This is a genomic window from Psychrobacter sp. AOP7-B1-25, assembly GCF_052376195.1.
Taxonomy (GTDB): domain Bacteria; phylum Pseudomonadota; class Gammaproteobacteria; order Pseudomonadales; family Moraxellaceae; genus Psychrobacter.
The window spans coordinates 66,904-90,941 of record NZ_JBQSVK010000007.1 but is presented as its reverse complement, the minus strand read 5'-3'; the positions used below and the strand labels follow the sequence as shown (position 1 = coordinate 90,941).

Here is a 24,038-nt window from a genome sequence, read left to right as displayed (position 1 = left end):
TGATTAAACAATTTTTAGATAGACAATAAAAAACCACCGGACATTAAGAACGGTGGTTTTTTTATAAGGCAGTTTGGGATTGATATTATTCCACTATTTAGTGACTAAGCCACTAAGCTCACTCATCAATACCGACAACGTTGATAGACCGATTTGACCTTCTTCATCGTTGCTATGCAGCTCATCTAACTTATTCATCTCTGTTGTAACTGCTGCAAGCTGATCAACGTGTCTTGCTCTCCATTCACTAAATGCTTGCTTGGCATCTGGTTTTGAGAGTACCACATCCATTAGTAGGCGCAAGCTACGCGACAGCTCGTTCACTAACGCATGGCGGGCACGGCGATCCCAATAATCTTGCTGTGGTAAGCTCGCAATATTTTCCATCATCCAATCTAACTGCAACACTTGGTAAGCTTCAAAGTATAAGGTTGCAATCTCATCGACAGGACGTTCATATTGCTCAGCAAGCAATGCAGCATCAAGTGCATCGACATGATACGGTAGCATCGCAAATAGCGTAGCATCATTATCAGACAGATCTTTTTGCATCAAGCGCTTAGTATCTTCTTGTAGATATTGCGCAAACTGCTGCTCGATAAAACCACTTGGCTTAGTCAGTTTTTCAACACTTTCACTAAAGCGGCTAATCATATCAGCGACTTGCAAGTTTTGACCGAAGGCATTGATGAACCAGACCACACCGCGCTCAAGAGAATCACGTAAACGTAGCTCAAGGTTTAACAACAATGTCGCCTCAACTTGATTGTCTAGCGCCTCTAGTGCTTTCCAAGCGCGCGATATATTGAATACGTCACGGCTAATCGCATAGCCACGTACAATAGTTGCTAGTGATTGATCGGTTTCCTCAAAGAGACGGAACAGCGCTTCAATACCTAAACGGTTCACCACACTATTGGTCAAATAAGTACTGATAATCTCACGATGCAAACGGTGCTCAGTCATCTCATCAAAGAAGCGTGAAGCAAGCTCATCTGGGAAGTACTTGCGTAGCTCATTGATAAAGTACGGATCATCTGGCAAATCAGACAATAATAAGTTGTCATAAATCCACATTTTTCCGTAGGCTAAGACCACTGCTAGCTCAGGATTGGTCAGACCAGTATCTGCTTTTTGACGTTTGGCAATCTCTTCATCTGATGGTAGGTACTCAATCGCACGATCCAAACGCCCTTCACCTTCTAACATCTGAATAAAGCGTTGATGATCACTCAGATTAGCTGCTGCACGAAGTTGACTCAGCTCGATCGCTTGTGGTTGCAAGTAGTTCTGACGCAGTACCAATTCCGCTACGGTGTCGGTCATACTCTCAAGCAGCTCATTACGTTGCTTAATTGTCATATCGCCTTGCTCAACTACCTTGCCGAGTAGGATTTTGATATTGACTTCATGATCCGAGCAGTTAACACCGCCTGAGTTGTCGATTGCATCTGTATAGATACGTCCACCGGTTTGAGCGTATTCGATACGACCTTGCTGAGTTAGACCCAAGTTACCACCTTCACCAACGACGGCTGCACGTAGCTCATTACCATCAATACGTAGTGAATCATTCGCACGGTCACCAACGTCAGCATGCGTTTCGTTCGCACTTTTGACATAAGTACCGATACCACCATTCCAAATAAGATCGACAGGAGCGCGTAGTAACGCACTAATCAAGTCATTCGGTGCAAGGCTGTCTTCACTAATATCAAAGAGCGATTTCATCTCAGGACTGATAGCGATGGTTTTGTCTTGGCGTGAGAAGATACCACCACCTTGACTGATTAACGATACTTCATAATCTGCCCATGATGAGCGTGGTAATTCAAACAAGCGTGCACGCTCAGCGTATGAGGCGGCGGTGTCTGGATTAGGATCAATAAAGATATGTAGATGGTTAAAGGCAGCAACTAACTTAGTATGCGTCGATAGCAGCATACCATTACCGAATACATCACCGCTCATGTCACCGATACCGACCACGGTAAAGTCATCACGGTTTTGGATGTCCATACCACGCATACGGAAGTGACGTTTAACCGATTCCCATCCACCGCGAGCTGTGATACCCATTGCTTTGTGGTCATAACCTACTGAGCCACCTGATGCAAAGGCATCATCTAGCCAGAAGTTGTACTCTGCTGCTAGTGCATTGGCGATATCAGAGAACGTGGCTGTGCCTTTGTCTGCTGCGACAACCAAGTATGGGTCGTCTTCATCATGACGTACCGTATTGGCTGGCGGGACAATATTGCCATCTATAATATTGTCTGTGACATCAAGCATGCCGCGTAAGAATGTCTGATAGCAAGCGATACCTTCAGCCTGAAATGCTTCACGACCATCAGCCATACTTTTGGTCTTTACAATAAAGCCGCCTTTAGATCCCACAGGAACGATGACTGCGTTTTTGACCATCTGTGCTTTAACAAGACCAAGTACTTCAGTACGGAAATCTTCCATACGATCTGACCAACGCAGACCGCCACGCGCGACTTTTCCACCACGTAAATGTACCGCTTCAACGCGTGGTGAATACACAAATATTTCAAACATTGGCTTTGGTTTAGGCAAGTTTGGAATGTCTGCTGCCAAGAATTTAAACGACAAACGATCTTTACGTTGACCGCTTTCATCTGTTTGATAGAAGTTGGTACGCACCATTGCATTGATCAAATCTAAGTACCAGCGCAAGATACGATCTTCGTCTAAGCTATCAACATCTGCTAACGCAGTTGTGATTTGCTCTTGAATCGTAGCAGCCTTTTCTTGGCGCTCCGCTTCGCTATACTTAGGATTCATGCGCGCGTCAAACAAGCTACCTAACGCTACACTGATATCACTGTTTTTGACCACCGTTTGCTGAATATAAGCACCAGAAAATGGCGCACGAGCTTGCAGCATATAGCGAGACAATGCACGTAATACAACGACATCATAGGTATCGAGCTTAGTCGTTAGTACCAGTTCGTTGAATGAATCACTTTCAATACGACCTGCCCAAATTTGTTTAAGGCTGTCTTCGAACTGACCACGCACTACTTGCATATTGACAGTATCGACATGCTCTAGCGTTAGCTCATATTCTTGCATCCAGATAGGTTGTTCTGGTAGATCAAACTCATAGGTCTGCGCAGAGATAACTGACACACCAAAGTTTTCAAGTATTGGTAATACTTTTGACAAGATAACCGGTTGTTCACGACCGTACAATTTTAGATGTAATTGGTTGTTTGCGTCACCCGTTGAACGATACAAGTGCCAAAGCATTGGGTTCTCTGCGGTCAATCCAGCCAAGCGCTTTGTATCTTCGACTGCAGTACGAGCATCAAAACGCTCTTGGTAGGCAGCAGGAATATAGTTTAAGAAGCGACGGTTTAAAGCGTTGGCTTGTTGCTCACCCACGTTGTCGAGTAGCATTTTTTGATAATTGTCATCCCACGATTGCATGAGTGCCGACAATTTGGCTTCAAGTGTGGCGATATTGACGTCATTTACTTGACCAGGCACGGTACGTACGTGGACATGCACACGAGCATGTGCAGACTCGTTGAACTCAGTGGTAAACCCTGAAGACATACCGTTGTAGGCGTCTTTTAGGACGTTTTGTACCTTGATACGTAGCTCAGTGTTGAACTTGTCACGTGGGATATAGACCAAGCACGAAACAAAACGCTGATAATGGTCGATACGGCTAAACAGACGTAAGCTTTTCTTATCTTGTAGCTGAGTAATACCCGAAACAATTGGGTATAGTTCTTCGACGCTGGCTTGGAATAAATCATCACGTGGTAACGTGTTAATCACATGCATCATCTTATGGTGAGCATGACCGTCACGTGGCAAGTCTGCCATTGCCATAATCTTGTTGGCTTTTTCGCGCAATAGTGGTATTTGCTGTACTGTCAGCTGATAAGCTTGTGACGTGAGCAAGCCAACAAAGCGGTATTCACCAATTAGTTTACCATTGTCATCGAACTTATGAATACCCAAAAAGTCCATATATACTGAACGATGCACAGGTGATACACGGCTGGATTTAGAGAGCATCAACACACGTGGTTCAGTCAACAATTGCTTTAACTCTCTAGGCAATTGGCTGAAGCTTTCTGATAGTTTGTCTTTTTCAGAGCCACGTAATAGACCAAGGCCACTATTACCAATCGCAAATAAATCCAGATCGGTTGGTTCAGCAGTCACTTCGATAGACTGTCCGCCTTCTAAGCGGTATTCACGATATCCTAAGAATATAAAGTGATCGTCTAAGATCCAATCCAAAAATGCTTGGATTTCTTGCTGTGAGTAGAATACTTCTGGTAGCGGCTTAGTCGAAAGCTCAGTTTTAATGTCATTTAACTGTGCACGCATCTGTTTCCAATCGCCAACGACGGTATCAAGCGTGTCAATTTTTGACATGAGCATCTGTTGTAACGCTTCTAAGTCTGCATCGTCTTGATAAGCAATTTCACAATGAATCAATGACATATGTGAAGTAGCACTTTCATGTGCGCCTTCGATATGCGTAATATCACCATTATCATCACGTTCAACATTGATAATGATGTTATAAGTACGATGAACATCGATACCTTCAGCTTCAAGGCTCATCAAAATCGTATCAACTAAGAATGGTCTATCATAAGCTGCAATTTGAATGACCGTATGTGAGCTGTGAAAGTGCTGCTCTTCTGCTGCTGGGTTTAGTACTGTCAGCTGCGGCTTGCTGCCATTGTAAGCTTTGAGTAGTGTAAAGTGGTGTAGCGCCATGCCCGCCAAGTCAGCATTACTAATCGCCTCTGCAGTTTCTTGATGCAACGGCTGATAATAGCTATGAATAAAATGATCAAATAGCGATTTGTCTTTTTGTACATAACTGGTAGCAATATCGCTTATCTGGCTAATGCGCTCTTTTGCGATACTGAGAGAGTTTGGCATTTCTTATGTCCTTTTTTTATAGATTTGGTTTAACACTTATTTATTTAAGATTATCGATTTATATTGACTACTATTGCTACCTATTCATCATTGGTGCAACGGTGCAGTATATCCATTCACGCGACTTATTTTATTTTTATAACGACTAGAATTCTTCTCCTTTTTTACTCTTATTTTTTATCAATATATAGTCATCAGAATTTAACACCACCAATATAGTGAAGTGTAACGCACATAAGGCGCGAGCTAAAGTGTACAACATCATTTCATGAATCAACAACGCGTCGATAACCTTTACTAATGAGATAATACGATTTTAAACATTGATATTGATGATTCAGTGCTGGCAGGCGGATACTCATGGTAATTGGAGACGTTTTTTTGTTAGAATATGCCAACATATTTAAGAGCGTACGACTCGCTCACTATTAACTTTCAATGCTAAGGGCAAAAGGTATGATGAATATTTTGGTGGTTGGCTCAGGTGGTCGCGAACACGCATTGGCATGGCAATGTGCAAAAGATGACAATGTAAAAAATATTTACATCGCTCCTGGTAATGCTGGCACCGCCCTTGAGCCTAAATGTCAAAACGTTACACTAGAGTCTACCGATGCTGAAGCAGGCGAGCATAGTGCTGTTATCGCGTTTTGTCAAAATAACGATATCGATATGGTGATTGTTGGTCCAGAAGCGCCGTTGGTTACGGGTATTGTTGATGCTTGTCGTGAAGCAGGAATTAACGCATGGGGACCAACAGCGTACTGTGCACAGTTAGAAGGCTCAAAAACTTTTGCCAAAGAGTTCATGGAGCAAAACAACATCCCAACGGCTGCTTATCAAGGGTTTACCGATGCAGTCGCTGCTAAAGCTTATGTCGATGAGCAAGGCGCGCCTATCGTTATCAAAGCAGATGGGCTTGCTGCAGGTAAAGGCGTTATCGTTGCTGAAACGATCGAACAAGCGCATGAAGCTATCGATGATATGCTAGCAGATAACAAGTTTGGTGATGCCGGCAGCCGCGTGGTTATCGAGCAATTTTTGCAAGGCGAAGAAGCCAGCTTTATCTGTATGATTGATGGTGACAATATCCTGCCAATGGCAACCAGCCAAGATCACAAACGTGCTTTTGAAGGCGATACCGGTCCGAACACGGGTGGCATGGGTGCATACTCTCCTGCTCCCGTTGTTACGAGCGATGTTCACAACAAAGTCATGCAGAAAGTGATTCAACCAGTGGTTGATGCTATGAAAAATGCAGGCCATCCTTATACTGGCTTCCTATACGCTGGACTTATGATTGATAAAGCAGGCGACCCTTATGTCATCGAGTTTAACTGCCGTTTTGGTGATCCAGAAACACAGCCTATCTTAATGCGTTTGCAGTCATCAATGGTAGATTTAGTCGCACAAGGCTTAGCCGGTCAGCTACCTAGTGAAGCAAAATGGGATGCTCGCCCTGCTCTAGGTATCGTTGTTGCATCAAAAGGCTACCCTGAAACTTCGTCGAAAGGTGATGTGATTGCTGGCTTGCCAGAATTAGATCCCAACAACGATAACGCTGTTAAAGTTTTTCATGCTGGCACAGCATTTTCTAACGATAATGATAAAGAGGTCGTTACAAATGGCGGACGAGTCTTATGTGTAACCGCCCTAGCAGATAGCATTTCTGATGCTCAGCAAGCAGCATTAGCAGTCACCGCTGCTATTAGCTTCGATGGTGCGCAGTATCGCCGTGATATTGGTCACCACGCCATCACTCGTGAAAATGCTTAGCAGCTAAAGCATACTAAAAGACATATTGAGTAACGTCTTGGGCAATATTTTAGATAATGCGAAGGTTTCGTCTAATATGTTTGCTTAATAGTATTTCTATATTTATAGCTCTATATCACTATTTGACCTAGCATCATGCTAGGTCTTATTTTTAGTATCTTTTTGATACTTACCCATCGGCTATAAATAGATTTTTCTAAATTTAAATGATCAGTGAATTTTCTAGAAAATTCTAACTACTTATTAATCATACTCAAATTAGTAAGTACCTATTTATCAATAGTTATCAATAGATATTGGCTTACAAAGTAACTATCAATGGCCAGCTCAGGCTCATAAAACCAGCACACTTTATATGATACAATTTTGTACCTGTGCATCACGTCTCCCTTGTATTGTAGGTTTCGAACCCGCAAATCAATACCAATTGGATGAATGATTATACTTATGGCAAATGATACGTCTAAACCTTTTAGTAACAAGCAATCAATCGATAGCCTAAAAACCTCAGGTTTTGATCGTCGTATGTCGATTGCAAAAACTTCTTTGAATATTGGTCGTCGTTGGGCGGGTAATAGCGTGTCTGGTATGTTCTTAAATAAAGAAGCACGTACTGCACGTAATCAGGCGTTTATGGAAACTCAGGCAAATTATCTGGCATCTGAGCTAGGCAAGTTGAAAGGTTCAGTCGTCAAAATTGGTCAGATGCTAGCGATTTATGGTGAGCACATACTACCGCCAGAGATCACGCGGGCTCTGCAAACCCTTAATGATGATACAGCGACACTAACTTGGCCAACGATTGAGCAAACCTTGCGTCAGTTATTGGGTAACAAACTAAATGAGCTGAACGTTGACCCTGTCCCAATTGGAACTGCTTCTCTTGCTCAAGTTCATCGTGCGACCGTAGTCGCCACTGGCGAACAAGTCGTTTTGAAAATTCAATATCCGGGTGTGGCAGATGCTATCAACTCTGATCTTGCTTTGTTCAAGCAGTTGTTAAAAGTAAGTAATATCGTTCCTCAAACACGCTCACTTGATGCTTGGTTTGAGGAAATACGTGACCTACTCCACCACGAAGTTGATTATGATGCGGAAGCGGCTACGACAGAACGTTTTTACGAGCGTTTAATCGACGATCCACGCTATATCGTTCCTAAGATTAATCGTACTTACTCTAAAAAACGTTTGCTATGTATGTCGTATGAGCCAGGTATTACGGTAGTCTCAGAAGCATTACAACTGTTACCTCATGAACGCCGAAATGCCATTGGTCAAGCGGCTATCGAAATCATGATGCAAGAAATTTTTGTATGGGGTGAAATGCAGACAGATCCTAACTTTGGTAATTATTTAGTGCGTGTGAGCGAAAGCGAAGAAGATATCGATAGATTAGTTTTACTAGATTTTGGGGCAATTCGTCAGTTTGATGGCAATTTATTAACGATTGCCCGTGGTTTACTACGTGCAGGATATCGCCATGACCAACAAGCAATGAACTTGGCTATGACGGGATATGATTTTTTCGATAGTATGAGTAGCAAGGTACGGTCAGATATTGCTTCGTTATTTTTACTGGCTACAGAGCCTTTTAGTGATCCTGATAAAAACACTAACATCCCTAGTGAATGTTTGGACAACCAGAACCGCTACATTTGGGCGAATAGTAAGTTACATTCACGTTTATCTGCTACTGCTACACGCGCAATGCAGTCTTTTGAATTTAACTTACCACCGAAAGAATTTATGTTTATCAGCCGTAAGTTTATCGGTGCATATACTTTCTTGACTGTTCTAAATGCTCATACCAACTCTAATAGCCTTGTAAAACCTTATTTATAAACTGTGTAAATTTTGAACCGTCTTTTAGTGACGGTTTTTTGGCTTTAGATTTTATTTGCTTAGGCTATTTTATATCTAATACTGTTAGGTCTACTGTATATCACCAATATAAACTGCATATTTTTACTTAGGCTATTATTTTTCGTTCATAGTACTTACCTGCCAATTATCAAACCTAGTCTTGTACCACTTCGGCTTACGAATACTCAGCTCCCAACATACCTCTTGTCGTGCAAGGTATTTCACTTCGAAATGCGTGCGCTGACTAGTCGCTGGTACTCGAGTACGTGTCGATGGTAGGCACCATACTTTAGTTGCTTGGTGCTCTGCATTGTCCATATAGGATTCGATATTAGTCACCAATATTATTTCTCCGCCCACCTGCAAGCGTGATAATAAAAACTCAAAAAAAGGCATATTCAGCCACTGCTGATTTGGATTGTGCTGCTCAGGATTGGGATAAAGAATGAATATTTTAGCCAAGCTGTTTGGTTTGATGGCGTGCACTGTCCATGCAATCGCATCCGCATGAATCGCATCTAGGTTTGATAGATTTTGTAGAGTGGCTAATTTTGAGAATGCTTCAAATTTATTACGCGTGCGTTCAATGGCTATCAGATGCTTATCAGGATTTTGTGCGGCAAAGCTAAGTGCATGCTTACCCTTCCCTGTCCCAATTTCTAGCATCAACGGTTTTTCATCTTTATTGTCACTGATAATACTTGGAATAATAAAGTCACGCGGTGCTGACAGTTTTTGTGGTTGAAAGGCACGCTCTTGCTGATGCGTGAGATCAATATTGTCGGTCATCTACTATCCTTAAAGCATTTGTCTTTTGTCATTATTCGGCCCCATGCTATTATATAACCAATCTAATTGAATAGTAATACAGCAACAGCAAGTACGCTTTATTTTGTCGTAATTTAGATAACGAATTCGTCTTACGCTTTACCCTATGCAACCGATACTAATAACATTTAGGACATTGCTCTTTTCTTATGACCGACTCTACTGCAAATACGCACCCAAAGACCTACCCTTGCCCACGTTGCGGTACTCAGACGGCCTGGCAAGACAATAAATATAAGCCGTTTTGTAGCAGTCGCTGCAAACTGATCGACTTAGGTGCTTGGGCAAACGAAGATTACACTTTACCTGCAGAAACTACGCCTTTCTCTGATGAGCTATAACCCACACTTTTACTCAATTTTATACCAAGGATGTTTGACATGTCTGCTACTTACCTGATGCCCACTTATAATCGTCAACCAATCAACTTTACGCGCGGTGCAGGCAGCTGGCTCTATACCAAAGATGACACACCTTACTTAGATGCCTTAACTGGTATCGCAGTATGTGGCCTGGGACACTGCCACCCACAAGTCACTGACGCTATTCAGCAGCAAGCAGGTACGTTAGTTCACACCAGCAATCTGTTCGGTATTGATTGGCAAGAGCGTGCTGGAGAGATACTGTGTACCGCTGCCCAAATGGACAGTGTCTTTTTTGCCAATAGCGGCGCCGAAGCAAACGAAGCAGCATTAAAAATGGCACGATTATATGCACATAAACAAGGATTCAAACGTCCAAAAGTTATCGTCATGGAACAATCATTCCATGGTCGTACGCTATTATCTTTATCAGCTACTGCCAATCCAAAGGCACGTGAAGGGTTCTATACATTAGATGAAGATTTTATTCGTGTGCCATTTGGTGACATTGCTGCCATCCAACAGGCGGCACAAGATCACGATGAGATTTGCGCTATTTTTGTAGAGCCAATACAAGGTGAAGGTGGTCTCAATACAGCGGCCAATGGCTTTGCTTATCTTGAAGACTTACAAGCAGAATGTGAAGCTCATAATTGGCTATTTATGCTGGATGAAGTGCAAACAGGTAATGGTCGTACTGGCAAATATTTTGCCTATCAGCATAGTAACGCTCGCCCTGATGTACTGACGACAGCTAAAGGACTGGGGAATGGCTTCCCAGTCGGTGCGTGTATGGTGCGTGGCCGTGCGAATGGCTTATTTGGTGCTGGTAGCCATGGCTCAACTTATGGTGGCACGCCATTAGCCAGTCGCGTGGTTCATAGTGTGTATGACGTATTAGCCAACAGCGATATTATGAATAACGCGGTCACCGAAGGGTTGTTCATTCGTGAGACGATAGTCGATACACTAGGACAGCATGACATCAGCAGTCGCGGTGCCGGTATGATGATCGGTATTGTATTACCTGAAGACATGGACTGTAGCCAGCTCGTAAATTGTGCTCGTGATGAACAGAATCTAATCATCAATGTCACTGGTGGTCATGTAATACGCTTATTACCACCGCTTAATATGAATCGTGATGAAAGCACACAAGTGGCTGAACGCTTGATTAACTTATTAACACCTTCCTTTTAAAACAAGATTTTTGAAGCACGTTGATACAGTATGCAATCATATTTTATCAATAGTTAAATATAAAAAAGACATAAACCGATAAGGCTTATGTCTTTTTTATGGGTTAATAAGAAGAATTACGAGCGGGCTTCAAACGCATCCTCAAAGATACCAACGATTTGTTCATGACTTGCTTGGATGGGATTAGTTAAACCACACACATCTTTGAGTGCATTTGTTGCTAGCTCATCAAAATCTTCACGTTTAACACCAAGCTCTTTTAATGACTTCGGAATATTGACAATATCTGCCAGTTTTTTAATCGCGTCAATCGTATTTAAACCTGCTAAGTCGCTATTGTTGTCATTTAAGATTTTGCCAACGGTATTCAACCTTTCTGTAGCCGCTGATTCGTTGAATGCTTCGACATGTGGTAATAGCAACGCATTACATACGCCATGAGGTAAATCATACATGCCACCTAACTGATGAGCCATTGCATGAACATAACCAAGTGATGCATTGTTAAATGCCATTCCTGCTAAGAATTGAGCATAGGCCATGTTTTCTCGAGCGACCATGTTTTTCGGTTCTTTAACGGCAGTCGGTAGAGAAGTTGCTATGAGCTCAATAGCTTTGACAGCACAGGCATCTGTAATTGGGCTAGCACCTGTAGAAACATAAGCTTCTACCGCATGGGTCAATGCATCCATACCAGTCGCCGCCGTCAAACCAGCAGGCATATTAGACATGATACCAGAATCGTTGATCGACAAAATAGGCGTAACATTAGTGTCCACTATCGCCATTTTAACATGGGTATTTTCATCTGTAATAATACAGAAACGGGTCATTTCAGAGGCAGTACCTGCGGTGGTATTGATAGATACTAACGGCAGTTGAGGTTTTTTTGATTGGTCAAGGCCTTCATAGTCTTCAATCTTGCCACCATTGGTTGCAACCAACGCAATTGCTTTAGCACAGTCATGAACCGACCCGCCACCAAGCGATATCATCAAATCTGCATCAAACGATTTTAGTTCTGCAAGTCCTGCATTGACATTACCAACTGTCGGATTAGGCTGAACTTCAGTAAAAATTTTGACTTTTATATTTTTTGATTCGAGTGGCTTTTTAACTTGATCTACAACACCAATCTTTTCAAGAATACTGTCAGTAACGATAAATACTTTTTTGCAGTTTAGTTTGTCTAACTGCTCAATACCTTTTGCTAAAGCACCTTCACCGACTAAGTTGTTGGAAGGTATGAAAAATTGTGATAAAGCCATAATAACATCCTTGTTAATTTTACCTAATTAAAACTTAGCATATAGCTAAGCAGAGTAATGATGCTTAATTCCCTTATATTTCCAAGGTCATCACATCATAATTTAAGAAAATAACTATACTTTTCACATTGCTTCTATTTATAAGAGCCGTATGCAGCTTGTTACTCATAGTAAGAACACAAAAAGACAATGCGCTAAGCAATCAAGTCAACCCATTCTGAAAACGGGTTACTCATCAACTGCCACTGTGCAGGGCCTTGGGCCATCTCGTCATCGTTAAGCAAACAATCATTGAATTTATCGATAAGATTTGACTCATCCATTTCTATCCCAATCAACACAATCTCCTGACGGGCATCACCTTTACTCTCATCCCAATTACTTTCTATAATGTCACGATTCTGCTGATCTTCTGGCCATTCTTCTTCAGGAACTGTTGCCCACCAGTACCCAGCCAGACCATGTCTGGCCATCGCACCAGCTTGTGACCAAGAACCTGCCAGCTTAGGATTAGACGCAAGCCAAAAGAAGCCTTTTGAGCGCACCACACCTTTCCATTCTGTATTAATAAAATCGTAAAAACGCTGCGGATGAAAGGGACGACGGGCTCGATAAACAAAACTACTGATGCCATACTCCTGTGTCTCTGGCGTATGCTCTCCCCTAAGCTCTTTTAACCAGCCTGGTGCTTCAGAGGCTGCTTCAAAATCAAATAGATCGGTGTTCAGTAGCTTATCTAGATTGACTTGACCAAACTGAGAAACCTCAATTTTAGCTCGTGGATTTAAGGAATGAATAATCGCTAGTAGTCTTTCTTTCTCGTCATCTGAAATTAAATCAACTTTATTCAAGACAATGACATCACAAAATTCAATTTGATCAATAAGTAAATCAACCACGGTACGTTCATCTTCCTCACTTAATGACTCACCTCGAGATTGTATGCTGTCGTAAGAACTGTAATCCTTTAAAAAGTTAAAAGCATCAACGACAGTGACCATGGTATCTAGACGAGCAAATTCATTTAGGCAGGAACCATCGTCATCTTCGAAAGTAAAAGTTTCTGCCACAGGTAATGGTTCAGAAATGCCTGTTGATTCGATGACCAGTTGATCAAAGCGATTGTCTTCTGCTAGACGTCGTACTTCTATCAATAAATCTTCTCGCAAGGTGCAACAAATACAACCATTGCTCATCTCGACCAGCTTTTCATCGGTTCGGGACAGCTCAGCCCCGCCGTCTCTGACCAATGCTGCATCAATATTTACTTCAGACATATCATTCACAATAACCGCAATGCGTCTACCCTCACGATTATTCAAAATATGATTGAGTAGCGTGGTTTTACCTGCACCCAAAAACCCAGACAACACGGTCACAGGTAGTTTTTTTTCGATGGCTAAAGAATTACTCATTGGCTGTCTCTTCTCTATCAATTTGTATGCTTGTTATTAAATATGCTCAAAAAATATTGGTTATTAAATATGGTTACAGTTTGAATGACCGTTTGGTGTGACTGTCAGTACGTGCTGACTTTCAACAGACTGATAAGTACTAGCTCTCAAAAGGCGTATAAGGTGAAAAATGAGGTACAGCAAGAATCGCTATATTTATTAAGCATATTGGCAATGTTATAACATAACATTCGGTAATTCAACTGAGTTCTGCATATTAATGATCTTCCTGATATATCTGCGAACCTAAAAGCACCACCCAATTCTACTTGTTTAGACTGAGTCGGCATGGAACATATAGCTCTACCCCTTTATATCAAGAACACACTTTGCCCAAGCTACATAAGTGGTTTGGGTCGATTCCGAAGCACTCATAGAGACCTTAACCACTAAAAAGATATGCTATTGGTCGCGGGCCAGGCCAACCTTATGGCGAAATCGACCAAACGGCTATTATTTATGGCAAAGTGATTATTCACGCCAATGTTTTCACTGGGCTTTATGCTTCTATCCGTGCTGATGAAATAGATACACAAGGTGAAATGGAAACTAATCCGTAATGCTGTGGTCGTAAATGGAAGCATTCAAAAAACGAATGATGTACTGATAGAAAATAGCTGCATCGAAAAAATACAATGCAGTATTACAGGTGTGTCCGATGCAAAAAACATCGATGTCGAAGACACTGTAAAAACAGAATCGATAACAGCGGCTGTTGGTGGTATCACAAGCTACACGGACACGCCCAATACATAGCCTGCGACACTGGGTTTGAAGACACTGAATATAACATAGCAATATGCCAAACAATTTCTAAAGCGTTTAAGCGTTAGAGTCCGTACCAGTAAAGGTACGGACTTAGGATTACTGCCGATAGATGAATTAGAAATGCTTTTTAAATAAGTGATGACTAGTCAAATAGCGGAAATTGCTATGAGCGATATTGAAGAAAATATTATGACTCAAACTGAGTAAAGATGCGGTTTATCGTTCCTCTCTAAGAACATGTCCTTATTTCAAACATGCCTTAATTTGCATGGAAATACTTTTTCAGCACTTCTAGGCAACGAATAATTTTGGCTGGTTGTTGGTCACGGTTCAATGTTACCGCATACAATACAAAACTTGGTAACTGATAGCCGGTCAACACTTCTACCAATTCTCCGCTTTCAAGCTCTTTCTTGACATCCATTTCTAACATTCTGACCAACCCGTGACCTTCTTTGGCCAATGTTGTCGCCATAAATACATTGTTAGTATAAATACGAGAGTTCATTTTGACTCGCGTTTTTTTGCCAGTTTCAGTCTGAATCATGTCAATCTGATTGGCATCTTTCATAATTTCAATACAGATCAATTGGTGCTCAGTTAAATCTTTAGGCGTATTTAGCTTGTCATGTTGACGCAAGTACTGAGGTGAGGCAACCAATAATTGGCGTACATCCGTTAATGGATGGCTGCTTAAGCTAGAGTCGTTAATAGATGGACTCATGCGAATAGCAATATCAATACGTTCATCAATCATATCAATATAATGATTGTCAGCTAGATAGGTGACACTTAAATCATCGTGTGCCGCCATCCACGTAGAGAGTGCTGGAAGTATATGGTTGACACCAAGCTCAGGAGTAGTCGATACACGCAAACTACCTGCCAGCTCATCACGCAATTGATTAACTTTGATACGCCCTTGTTCAGCTGCACTGACCACATCTTTTGCAGCTTCATAAAAGCTTTCGCCAGCTTCTGTTAAGCTTAGCTTACGAGTTGAGCGATGTAATAATACTACGCCAAGATCATTCTCTAACGAACGAATTTGCTGACTTACTGCACTTGTCGTAATACCTAGCTCACGTGCTGAGCCACTAAAAGAGCCATGTCCGACCACACTGGCGAACACAGCCATACCGCGCAAATTATCCAACATATTCTCACCTAAACGTCATTTCTGTTTTTAATATAACTTAACCATTATAACGACTTTGTATTTATCTTATCGTTATCAAATGGTTCTCTCTTGTTTGATAAATATATTTTGACTCGTAATAAAAACAAAAATATCAAGGCGATATATTCTTATCACCTTGATATTTAATATAAAACCACGTTCAATATATAAATATACTTTTAGATATTCGAAGCAATCACTGCTCTAAGTCTTAATATAGCTGTACTTTACCCATTTTCCCCTCACCGCGTTCAGTTAAATACTGCATAACTGGTGTGTTTAGTAATTTTGTTTCAGCAATGGTTTTCGCCTGCTCTAAACGTTTTTTCTGTCGACGCTCTGGGGTTTTATCTTCGGCCTGCATGATACTACTATCAATTTTTAAGTCAATGTCAGCTTGCATAAATTCCTGTTGTAACTTGGCAGCTAATTGCTGAAAAGTAGCCTGCAGATGCTTACTATCAACACTAGTCAAAAATATGGCTTTACCATTGCACTGACCAGTCATTGTACCTTGTCGGGCTAGTGCTAGCTCATCTTGTGCCAAAATCTCTCCTTCGCGAGCAGTTTGTAACCAGTAATCCCATTTTTCCGGATTCCACTCACCTGTCAACTCTTGAGGTGAACAGCGTAGTAAAGTGCGTGGATCTTCGTCAGAGTGGGTCATTAACTGAGAATCATTTACGCCAGGCTCAACAACTGGTTCAGGCTCAACAACTGGTTCAGGCTCAACAACTGGTTCAGGCTCAACAACTGGTTCAGGCTCAACAACTGGTTCAGGCTCAACAACTGGTTCAGGCTCAACAACTGGTTCAGGCTTAGCACTATAAACTGACTGTACTAATTCCTCGTTATCATAAATACCACTTTGCAGGTCATCGTGACTTGGTGCTTGATAATCAACATTATAAAGCTCTGGCGGCGGTGCTGACGCTTCATGTGTAATAGCGTCTGGAGCTGAGCTAGAAGAAGCTGACTCTATAGCTGGTGCTTCCGTAGCAGACCCATCACTATCATAGGTATTGTTCAAAACCTCATCGACTGGTAGCGGACGGAACGCCAGTAACCTCAGAATACACATCTCAAGCGCTTGCATCGGTGTACTTGCAAGCTTGACACCTTCACGCGCTTGTACAACAATTTCATAATACAGTTGCAAAACATCGGGGCTAATATGTTGAGCTAGCTTATGAATATCTTTTGCTTGTGCCTCATTGACGTTGAGAACTACCTCAGGCAATAGCTGAGTCAATGCCAATTGATGCAATAGCTCAGCAAGCCCATCAAACATACTAGTCGCATCGACCATTTGCGCGCGCATTTGCTCAATATGATCAGCAACTGCAGACTTATCATGATTATAAATATCTGTGATTAGACGTACTAAGTCAGCGGCATCAATGAGTCCAAGCATAGCATTGACAGTGACATCATCTAATGCGCCTTGACCAAAGGCAATGGCTTGATCAGTCAATGATAAAGCATCACGTACAGAACCTTTAGCTGCACTTGCTAATTGCCAGATAGCTGGCTGAGTATAGTCAACCTGCTCTTTAGCCAAAATATTCGCCAAGTGCTCGCTAAGCAACGTTTGAGGTAGCGGGCGTAGTACAAACTGTAAGCAGCGTGAAATAATGGTAATCGGTAGCTTTTGTGGATCAGTCGTCGCTAATAAAAACTTCACATGTTCAGGTGGCTCTTCTAACGTTTTAAGTAGCGCATTAAAGCTGTGTGTAGACAGCATATGTACTTCATCAATCAGGTAAACCTTATAACGCCCTTGGCTTGGCGCATAAGGCACATTGTCTAATAGCTCACGCGTGTCTTCGACTTTGGTGCGAGAAGCGGCATCAATCTCGATAAGATCAATGAAACGCCCTTGATCAATAGCAACACAGTTATCACACACGCCGCAAGGGGTACTGGTAATACCTGTATCGCAATTCAAGCATTTAGATAAAATACGCGCAATCGTCGTCTTACCCACACCGCGTGTACCTGTAAACAGATAGGCATGATGCAGACGATTATAATCAATCGCATTAATCAACGCTTGAGACACATGCGTCTGCCCAATCAACTCGTGAAAGTTTTTTGGTCGGTATTTGCGAGCTAAAACTTGATATTGCTGCGTCATAGTAAATGCCAATGTAAATAATACAAATATAAAGGAAGCGTCGAGCTAATGAGTCATACTATGTTTAGGTTATAACTGAGCTTGAAGTTGAGCCAGCCGGTCATATAAGCGCTGAGTACTTTCATCAATCAATGAGCCTGCTTGATGAAAAACATCTAGATAAACCTCAGTATTTACACTGTCTTCGCAAGGTCTAAACTCTACACCAAGTAAAAACAAATCGTCCATTACTGGCTCTTGTAATTGGACATTGATGTCTGATAATAAGTCTTTATAAGAGAGCCTAACATTTTCTGCGCTTAGCGAACTGCTATCGTCTTGTGCATAAAACACCATGAGATAATGACGTCCAAATACATGATAAGAATGCTCATGACGGACATAACCATTCCAGCGTGAGTCTTGATCCATGGTTCTATAAGCTAAGATTTTTTCTACTAGACACGCATAGGTATATATTGACTCATCTACCAAAATATCAACCTGCTCATTTGGTAAAGGTGTACCCGCTTCATAATAACGCTCAACCATACTGTTAAATAGCTTGAACCACATCCGAGTATTTTTTTGAATCTCAACCATCAACGCATTGGCAAACACTTCTTGATTAGGTTCTGCGGCCTTAAGTAAACGTGATTCAATTTGCTCAATTAACCCATTATCAAGCAGTTGCTCTTGAACACGAATGGCTCGCTGGTGAAAATCAGGTGATTGTAGAAACTGTTTAAGCAATGTTGATTCGTTTTGGAATGATGCAAAGCTGGACAGTTGACGACGATAAAAATCTAAAAAGGTCGTTAAATCACTTGGCGTCACCAACTGATTGAGGATATCAACAAAGTTTTGATGACTAAAAACTTGTAAAATACTTTGCTCATCATCTAAATCTAGAACACAGTCCTCTGCAAAAAATCGACTGCCATATTCATAGCCAACCGCATAAGATGAATAGCCTGACTGATCGTCCTGATGATTGATAGACAACGATGTTAGACCAATAAAATAAACCGCTTTATCAATTATCGAGCCGTTCCTATCTACAATTAGGTTATCGTTTTTTTGATAAATCTGAGCATTGCGCTTGATAAGTTGGTTAACAACTTCTTTTCTCCACTCGCGAACTTTAGCGTTATCTACTTCTTGCTTATTCGCTTGCATGACAACCGTATTGACCAGCAGATAAATAGTAGCGCCAGAAAACTCAAAAACAAAATCATAACCCTGAAAATGATCAGAGTCAGTGATTTTGTCATTAGGCAACTCATACAATGATAAATAACATTGTTGAATCATTTTTTGCCATAGCGTATGTGATGCTTGCTGAGTATCCATAATACCTCTATAAACGATATTTCACAAAAAAGCTTATGCTCATTCTATGAAAATGAGCAAAAGCTTTTTGTGTTGAGTTAAGTATCAGTTTGGATGTATAGCAAGCAAACCCATCTTAGCTGTCTTGTTTGCGGCGCATGTGCGGGAACAAGATCACATCACGGATACTAGCCGAGTCGGTAAATAGCATCACTAGGCGATCAATACCAATACCCTCGCCGGCTGTCGGTGGCAGGCCATAAGACAATGCTTCGATATATTCTTCATCAAAATGCATGGCTTCATCATCGCCAGCGTCTTTTTCAGCAACCTGACCACGGAAGCGCTCAGCTTGGTCGGCTGGATCATTAAGCTCACTAAAGCCATTGGCCAACTCGCGACCACCAACAAACAGCTCAAAGCGATCGGTAATCTCAGGATTGTCATCACTACGGCGCGCTAATGGTGATGTTTCAGCAGGATACTCAGTAATGAATGTTGGCTGACGCAGCTGATGCTCAGCCGTCTCTTCAAAGATAATCGTTTGTAGTTTGCCCACACCAAACACATCTTTGACTTGTTGCTTAAGTGTCGTTGATGCATATTCTGCTAAGTATTCACGATCATTAATACGTGCCATATCGAAGTTTTCAGCATATTTTGCAATCGCATCAGACATTGATAGACGAGCAAATGGTGCTTTTAGGCTAATGGCTTCTTCTTGATAAGTCAGCTCTGTCGTACCCAACACATCTACTGCTAACTGATTGAACAGACGCTCAGTCAAATCCATCAAATCATGATAATCAGCGTATGCTTGATAGAACTCAATCATAGTGAACTCAGGGTTATGACGAGTTGAAACCCCTTCGTTACGGAAGCTGCGGTTAATCTCAAATACTTTCTCAAACCCGCCAACGACCAGACGCTTGAGGTAAAGTTCAGGTGCGATACGTAGATATAAAGGCATATCCAAAGCGTTATGATGCGTCTCAAACGGACGGGCTACTGCGCCGCCTGGAATCGGATGCATCATTGGCGTCTCAACTTCCATAAAACGCTCGTTGAGCATAAATTGACGAATACCACTAACGATCTGACTGCGAAGCATAAAGGTGTTACGAGTCGTCTCGTTGGTCATCAAATCAAGATGACGGTTGCGATAGCGCGCTTCGACATCAGCCAAGCCATGGAATTTGTTTGGCATTGGACGTAATGATTTGGTCAGTAAAGTAATTTCTTCAATATGTACATACAAATCACCTTTACCTGAGCGACCGATATAGCCTGATACACCAACAATGTCACCCAAATCTAGCGACTTAATGCTCGCACGCGTCTCGTCATCAAGCTCTTTACGTGCGACATATAACTGAATACGACCTGTCATGTCTTGGATTACGATGAACGAACCACGGTTAAGCATGACTCGACCTGCCACGTTTACTTGCGTTTTTTCACCATTCGCTGCTTTTTCTTCAATTTCCTGCTTTGAGACACCATCGAAAGCCGTCTGTAAGTCTTGCGCATAATCAGTGCGTTTAAACGTATTTGGATACGGCTGCTTGCCCGAAGCACTGATATCATCTAGTTTAGCTTGCAGTTGTGCAATCAGCTCGTTAGCATCTTCTGGAGCTTGCTCTTGATTCTGATTTTGATTATTGGGCTTTGACATAACACTCTCAAAATTATTAGGTGATTAGAGGAAGAAATAAAAACTATAAACTTAAAATAAGACGTTCAGATAAAACACGTCCTAACAAACACGACAATTAATCGACACAAATAGCAGGCTGTGCCACACCTTTCTTAATGATTTGATAGCATCCAAACAAACTGCTATCGCTGGCGCATTGTCCAGTTTGATTCTTAGCATTTGGTTTAGCAAATCCGCTGGCGCTCTTACATTGTCCTTCACAGTCGGCACTGTCTTTACAAGCTTTACCAGCATCGCTATAAGATAACACACACTGATAGCAACCACGCCTACCTTGCTGAACAAACCGCCCATTTTGTGAGTGACAAGCCGCGACCATCTCACTGGGCGGATAAACGCAAGCTTGATAAGCAAATGGATCGGCTGGCACATTTTCCGATAGGCTATTGAAGGACTGCTCTGCTGATGTAGATGGTATGACACTACAAGCAGACAACCCAATCGCCATAAACGTACTCCATAAAACACGATTAGAAAATAGTCTTAAACTAGGCCTGTCAATTATCACGATTATTACCTTGGCTTATTCTATATCGGGTATCAAAAACAACTGGCTATCTCTTCGTTCGTGCTTATGTCTGTAGTACTGATAATTCTGTAACTGTCTTATTCGCCGCCGATACTGGCCATTAGATCAGCTTGATGCTCACGTAATAGCGCATCAAGAATCTCATCCAAGTCGCCTTCCATAATAGAGTCAAGCTTGTATAAGGTAAGGTTGATACGATGGTCGGTCATACGGCCTTGTGGAAAATTATAGGTGCGGATACGCTCTGAGCGATCACCACTACCGACCAAGTCACGGCGTATAGAGTCCGCCACGTCAACCTGTGCTTGTACTTTGGCTTGTTGGATTTTAGAGACCAGCATCTTCATAGCATGCGCACGGTTTTTATGCTGACTACGCTCTTGCTGACACTCTACCACGGTACCCGTTGGAATGTGTGTCAAACGCACTGCAGAATCAGTAGTGTTAACGTGCTGACCACCAGCGCCGCTTGAGCGGAAAGTATCCATTTTTAAATCAGCAGGATTGATATCAACGCTATCATCAATCTCAACTTCTGGCATGACCGCAACTGTACAAGCTGACGTGTGCACACGGCCTTGGCTCTCAGTTTCAGGGACACGCTGTACACGGTGCGCACCCGATTCGAACTTTAAGCGACCATATACACTATTACCAGATACGCGAGTGATGATCTCTTTATAGCCGCCATGTTCACCTTCGTTGGCTGACAGCACTTCCACTGTCCAGCCTTGGTTCTGCGCGTATTTTTGGTACATACGGAACAAGTCACCAGAGAAAATTGCTGCTTCATCACCGCCTGTCCCTGCACGAATCTCCAAAAATGCTGGCACTTTATCATTAGGATCTTTTGGTAGCATCATGACATTGAGCGCTTCTTCCATCTCAACTATGGTATCACGTGCACTGTCGATCTCATCAACCATCATCTCTTTCATGTCAGGATCTGTTGCATCGGCTAGCATCGCTTCTGCGTCAGCCTGATCCGTCTCTGCACCCACATAGTTTTGCCACAGCGTCGTGATTTCCATCAAGTCGCTGTGCTCGACAGACAATTCACGGAACTTATTATTATCACTAATGACGCTAGGATCTGATAATAAAGCGGTGACCTCTTCATAACGGTCTACCATCTGGTCTAAACGCAGGCGTAAGGATTCTTTCATAAAAGGACTTTTAATTGGATAAGAGGAATAAGCCCGTGATTATAGCAAATTTTTCGGGGTAAATTAAAACCTCTAATCATTCTTGTCGATATTCTGAGTAATTTTGACGTTATCTTTTCAAACATCTCTGTTTATATTTAGATCTCACGACTCAATTTCAATAATGAAAAGAAAGACAAAAAAATAGCCAAGAATATTCTTAGCTATTTTTATCTATACGGGAGATGTAGTTAAAGTACTAAACTTTACGAACCAACACCGAACCAATAGAATAACCTGCACCAAATGAGCAAATAACACCCAAATCACCTGACGCTAAATCATCCTTATGTCGATGGAATACGATCATAGGGCTTGCTGAGCTGGTATTGGCAAATTCAGCAATAACACTTGGCGCAATCGCTTTATCAGCATCTTTGCCGATCACGGTACGTAGAATCAAATCTAACATATTGGCATTGGCTTGATGCAACCACATCATTTTAACATCAGATGTTGGGATGTCGTTTTCTTGCAAGTGCTCAGTGATAATCTCTGAAACTTTTGGACAGACTTCACGGAATACTTTACGGCCATTTTGCAAGAACAGCTTATCAGTAACCGGCGCTTTAATATCTGGATACATTTCAGTCTGCGCTGCTAGATACTCTGAACGATCCATGAAGCCATATTCGTTTTTGATGTTGGTCGAAAACTGAGTAAATAGCTTAGAGTTTAGAATCTCATAACCTTTTGGCGTATCCAACTCTTCAACGATAGAAGCTGTTGCCACGTCACCAAAGATAAAGTGGCTGTCACGGTTGCGCCAGTTTAGATGCGCTGAGGTGATCTCAACGTTGACTACAGCAATGCGCTTGGCCAAGCCAGAGATGATAGAGCCATGTGCTTGTGATAGACCAAAAGTCGCTGCACTACACGCAACGTTCATATCATAAGCAAAGCCGCCAACCATACCAATTTCGTTTTGGATCTCGATAGCAACCGCAGGGTAAGTGCGCTGAAAGTTTGAGCAAGCAAGGATGATACCATCTAAATCGTTGGCCTCAAGTCCAGCATCAGCGAGTGCGTCTTTTAGTGCTGCTGCACCCATCTCTGCCATTACCGACAGCTCTTCGCCCAAGTTACGGTAAGGGATAACTGGTGCCATGATTTCAGTATTTAAAATACCTTCTTTTTCCATCACATAACGTGATTTGATACCAGATACTTTTTCAATAAAAGCAGCTGAAGAAGGCTCAAGTGCTGTTACTGTCTCTGCAGCTATCTCTTCGGCATGTTCGGTATTATAGTTTTCAACATACTGGTTAAATGACTCAACTAGCTCTTCGTTACTAATGCTATAAGGTGGGATATAAAGACCAGTGCCTGTGATACAAGTCGTCATGATAAGCTTCCTTGTCTACTACTGTGGTGCTTGGAATAAGCATAAAAGTGGAAAAATAATAGCCATTCAAATTCAGTGAATAACTGTAAACTTAAAATCAGTGTGTTTATTATGCCTGAATATTATAATTTTTCTAATACTTTGTTACAAATAA

General features: G+C 41.9%; 16 protein-coding genes and 1 pseudogene. 6 read left to right on the top strand and 11 right to left on the bottom strand.

Annotated features, from left to right (window positions below; translation table 11 throughout):
• Positions 1 to 93: 93 nt before the first annotated feature.
• Complete coding sequence (locus tag ACT3QR_RS07910) at positions 94 to 4,941, bottom strand: NAD-glutamate dehydrogenase (RefSeq protein ID WP_444520801.1); 4,848 nt, start codon at positions 4,939 to 4,941, stop codon at positions 94 to 96.
• A gap of 459 nt (positions 4,942 to 5,400) precedes the next feature.
• Between ACT3QR_RS07910 and purD the strand changes: the two genes are divergently transcribed.
• Together purD and ACT3QR_RS07900 are read left to right on the top strand one after the other, a co-directional pair.
• Positions 5,401 to 6,717, top strand: a complete 1,317-nt coding sequence (gene purD, locus ACT3QR_RS07905) for a phosphoribosylamine--glycine ligase (RefSeq protein ID WP_444520840.1) — start codon at positions 5,401 to 5,403, stop codon at positions 6,715 to 6,717.
• Positions 6,718 to 7,164: 447 nt separating this feature from the next.
• The gene (locus ACT3QR_RS07900; RefSeq protein WP_444520800.1) at positions 7,165 to 8,559 is read left to right on the top strand and encodes an ABC1 kinase family protein; all 1,395 of its coding nucleotides are present in this window, start codon (positions 7,165 to 7,167) and stop codon (positions 8,557 to 8,559) included.
• 135 nt (positions 8,560 to 8,694) lie between these two features.
• Here ACT3QR_RS07900 and ACT3QR_RS07895 read toward each other — a convergent pair whose 3' ends face one another.
• Entirely contained in the window at positions 8,695 to 9,369 is a 675-nt protein-coding gene (locus ACT3QR_RS07895) for an SAM-dependent methyltransferase (RefSeq protein ID WP_444520799.1), read from the bottom strand.
• Between the two features lie 188 nt (positions 9,370 to 9,557).
• Between ACT3QR_RS07895 and ACT3QR_RS07890 the strand changes: the two genes are divergently transcribed.
• Both ACT3QR_RS07890 and ACT3QR_RS07885 read left to right on the top strand, forming a co-directional pair.
• Positions 9,558 to 9,749 carry a DNA gyrase inhibitor YacG gene (locus tag ACT3QR_RS07890; protein WP_444520798.1) on the top strand — a complete coding sequence of 64 codons (192 nt, stop codon included), beginning with the start codon at positions 9,558 to 9,560 and terminating at the stop codon, positions 9,747 to 9,749.
• Between the two features lie 39 nt (positions 9,750 to 9,788).
• Positions 9,789 to 10,970, top strand: a complete 1,182-nt coding sequence (locus ACT3QR_RS07885) for an aspartate aminotransferase family protein (protein ID WP_444520797.1) — start codon at positions 9,789 to 9,791, stop codon at positions 10,968 to 10,970.
• Between the two features lie 116 nt (positions 10,971 to 11,086).
• Here ACT3QR_RS07885 and ACT3QR_RS07880 read toward each other — a convergent pair whose 3' ends face one another.
• Complete coding sequence (locus ACT3QR_RS07880) at positions 11,087 to 12,238, bottom strand: iron-containing alcohol dehydrogenase (RefSeq protein WP_444520796.1); 1,152 nt, start codon at positions 12,236 to 12,238, stop codon at positions 11,087 to 11,089.
• A 194-nt stretch (positions 12,239 to 12,432) separates the two neighbouring features.
• Positions 12,433 to 13,653, bottom strand: coding sequence for a zinc metallochaperone GTPase ZigA (gene zigA / locus ACT3QR_RS07875; RefSeq protein ID WP_444520795.1), 1,221 nt, complete (start codon positions 13,651 to 13,653; stop codon positions 12,433 to 12,435).
• Positions 13,654 to 14,038: 385 nt separating this feature from the next.
• On the opposite strand from zigA, the pseudogene ACT3QR_RS07870 reads away from it, so the two are divergent.
• Positions 14,039 to 14,116, top strand: a pseudogene (locus ACT3QR_RS07870) (phosphoribosyl-AMP cyclohydrolase); the annotation flags it as partial.
• 113 nt (positions 14,117 to 14,229) lie between these two features.
• Entirely contained in the window at positions 14,230 to 14,448 is a 219-nt protein-coding gene (locus tag ACT3QR_RS07865; RefSeq protein WP_444520794.1) for a hypothetical protein, read from the top strand.
• Positions 14,449 to 14,719: 271 nt separating this feature from the next.
• Here the strand turns inward: ACT3QR_RS07865 and ACT3QR_RS07860 are convergent, their stop codons facing one another.
• The 7 genes from ACT3QR_RS07860 to ACT3QR_RS07830 all read right to left on the bottom strand — a co-directional run bounded on the left by ACT3QR_RS07860 (position 14,720) and on the right by ACT3QR_RS07830 (position 23,884).
• Positions 14,720 to 15,619, bottom strand: a complete 900-nt coding sequence (locus ACT3QR_RS07860) for a LysR family transcriptional regulator (protein WP_444520793.1) — start codon at positions 15,617 to 15,619, stop codon at positions 14,720 to 14,722.
• A 232-nt stretch (positions 15,620 to 15,851) separates the two neighbouring features.
• Positions 15,852 to 17,777 (bottom strand): DNA polymerase III subunit gamma/tau, encoded by a 1,926-nt coding sequence (dnaX, locus tag ACT3QR_RS07855; RefSeq protein ID WP_444520792.1) that lies wholly within the window; start codon positions 17,775 to 17,777, stop codon positions 15,852 to 15,854.
• Between the two features lie 69 nt (positions 17,778 to 17,846).
• Complete coding sequence (locus ACT3QR_RS07850; RefSeq protein ID WP_444520791.1) at positions 17,847 to 19,109, bottom strand: hypothetical protein; 1,263 nt, start codon at positions 19,107 to 19,109, stop codon at positions 17,847 to 17,849.
• A 115-nt stretch (positions 19,110 to 19,224) separates the two neighbouring features.
• A complete protein-coding gene (gene lysS, locus ACT3QR_RS07845) occupies positions 19,225 to 20,763 on the bottom strand; it encodes a lysine--tRNA ligase (protein ID WP_444520790.1) in 1,539 nt (512 codons plus the stop codon).
• A gap of 97 nt (positions 20,764 to 20,860) precedes the next feature.
• Entirely contained in the window at positions 20,861 to 21,253 is a 393-nt protein-coding gene (locus ACT3QR_RS07840) for a hypothetical protein (protein WP_444520789.1), read from the bottom strand.
• 158 nt (positions 21,254 to 21,411) lie between these two features.
• Complete coding sequence (gene prfA / locus ACT3QR_RS07835) at positions 21,412 to 22,500, bottom strand: peptide chain release factor 1 (protein WP_444520788.1); 1,089 nt, start codon at positions 22,498 to 22,500, stop codon at positions 21,412 to 21,414.
• Between the two features lie 238 nt (positions 22,501 to 22,738).
• Positions 22,739 to 23,884: a beta-ketoacyl-ACP synthase III gene (locus ACT3QR_RS07830; protein ID WP_444520787.1), complete on the bottom strand. Its 1,146-nt coding sequence runs from the start codon at positions 23,882 to 23,884 to the stop codon at positions 22,739 to 22,741.
• Positions 23,885 to 24,038 lie beyond the last annotated feature (154 nt).

Excerpts from the sequence above, each read along its gene's own strand:
- ACT3QR_RS07910 (WP_444520801.1), bottom strand. The coding sequence starts at position 4,941 with ATGCCAAACTCTCTCAGTATCGCAAAAGAGCGCATTAGCCAGATAAGC.
- purD (WP_444520840.1), top strand. The coding sequence starts at position 5,401 with ATGAATATTTTGGTGGTTGGCTCAGGTGGTCGCGAACACGCATTGGCA.
- ACT3QR_RS07900 (WP_444520800.1), top strand. The coding sequence starts at position 7,165 with ATGGCAAATGATACGTCTAAACCTTTTAGTAACAAGCAATCAATCGAT.
- ACT3QR_RS07895 (WP_444520799.1), bottom strand. The coding sequence starts at position 9,369 with ATGACCGACAATATTGATCTCACGCATCAGCAAGAGCGTGCCTTTCAA.
- ACT3QR_RS07890 (WP_444520798.1), top strand. The coding sequence starts at position 9,558 with ATGACCGACTCTACTGCAAATACGCACCCAAAGACCTACCCTTGCCCA.
- ACT3QR_RS07885 (WP_444520797.1), top strand. The coding sequence starts at position 9,789 with ATGTCTGCTACTTACCTGATGCCCACTTATAATCGTCAACCAATCAAC.
- ACT3QR_RS07880 (WP_444520796.1), bottom strand. The coding sequence starts at position 12,238 with ATGGCTTTATCACAATTTTTCATACCTTCCAACAACTTAGTCGGTGAA.
- zigA (WP_444520795.1), bottom strand. The coding sequence starts at position 13,653 with ATGAGTAATTCTTTAGCCATCGAAAAAAAACTACCTGTGACCGTGTTG.
- ACT3QR_RS07860 (WP_444520793.1), bottom strand. The coding sequence starts at position 15,619 with ATGTTGGATAATTTGCGCGGTATGGCTGTGTTCGCCAGTGTGGTCGGA.
- dnaX (WP_444520792.1), bottom strand. The coding sequence starts at position 17,777 with ATGACGCAGCAATATCAAGTTTTAGCTCGCAAATACCGACCAAAAAAC.
- ACT3QR_RS07850 (WP_444520791.1), bottom strand. The coding sequence starts at position 19,109 with ATGGATACTCAGCAAGCATCACATACGCTATGGCAAAAAATGATTCAA.
- lysS (WP_444520790.1), bottom strand. The coding sequence starts at position 20,763 with ATGTCAAAGCCCAATAATCAAAATCAGAATCAAGAGCAAGCTCCAGAA.
- ACT3QR_RS07840 (WP_444520789.1), bottom strand. The coding sequence starts at position 21,253 with ATGGCGATTGGGTTGTCTGCTTGTAGTGTCATACCATCTACATCAGCA.
- prfA (WP_444520788.1), bottom strand. The coding sequence starts at position 22,500 with ATGAAAGAATCCTTACGCCTGCGTTTAGACCAGATGGTAGACCGTTAT.
- ACT3QR_RS07830 (WP_444520787.1), bottom strand. The coding sequence starts at position 23,884 with ATGACGACTTGTATCACAGGCACTGGTCTTTATATCCCACCTTATAGC.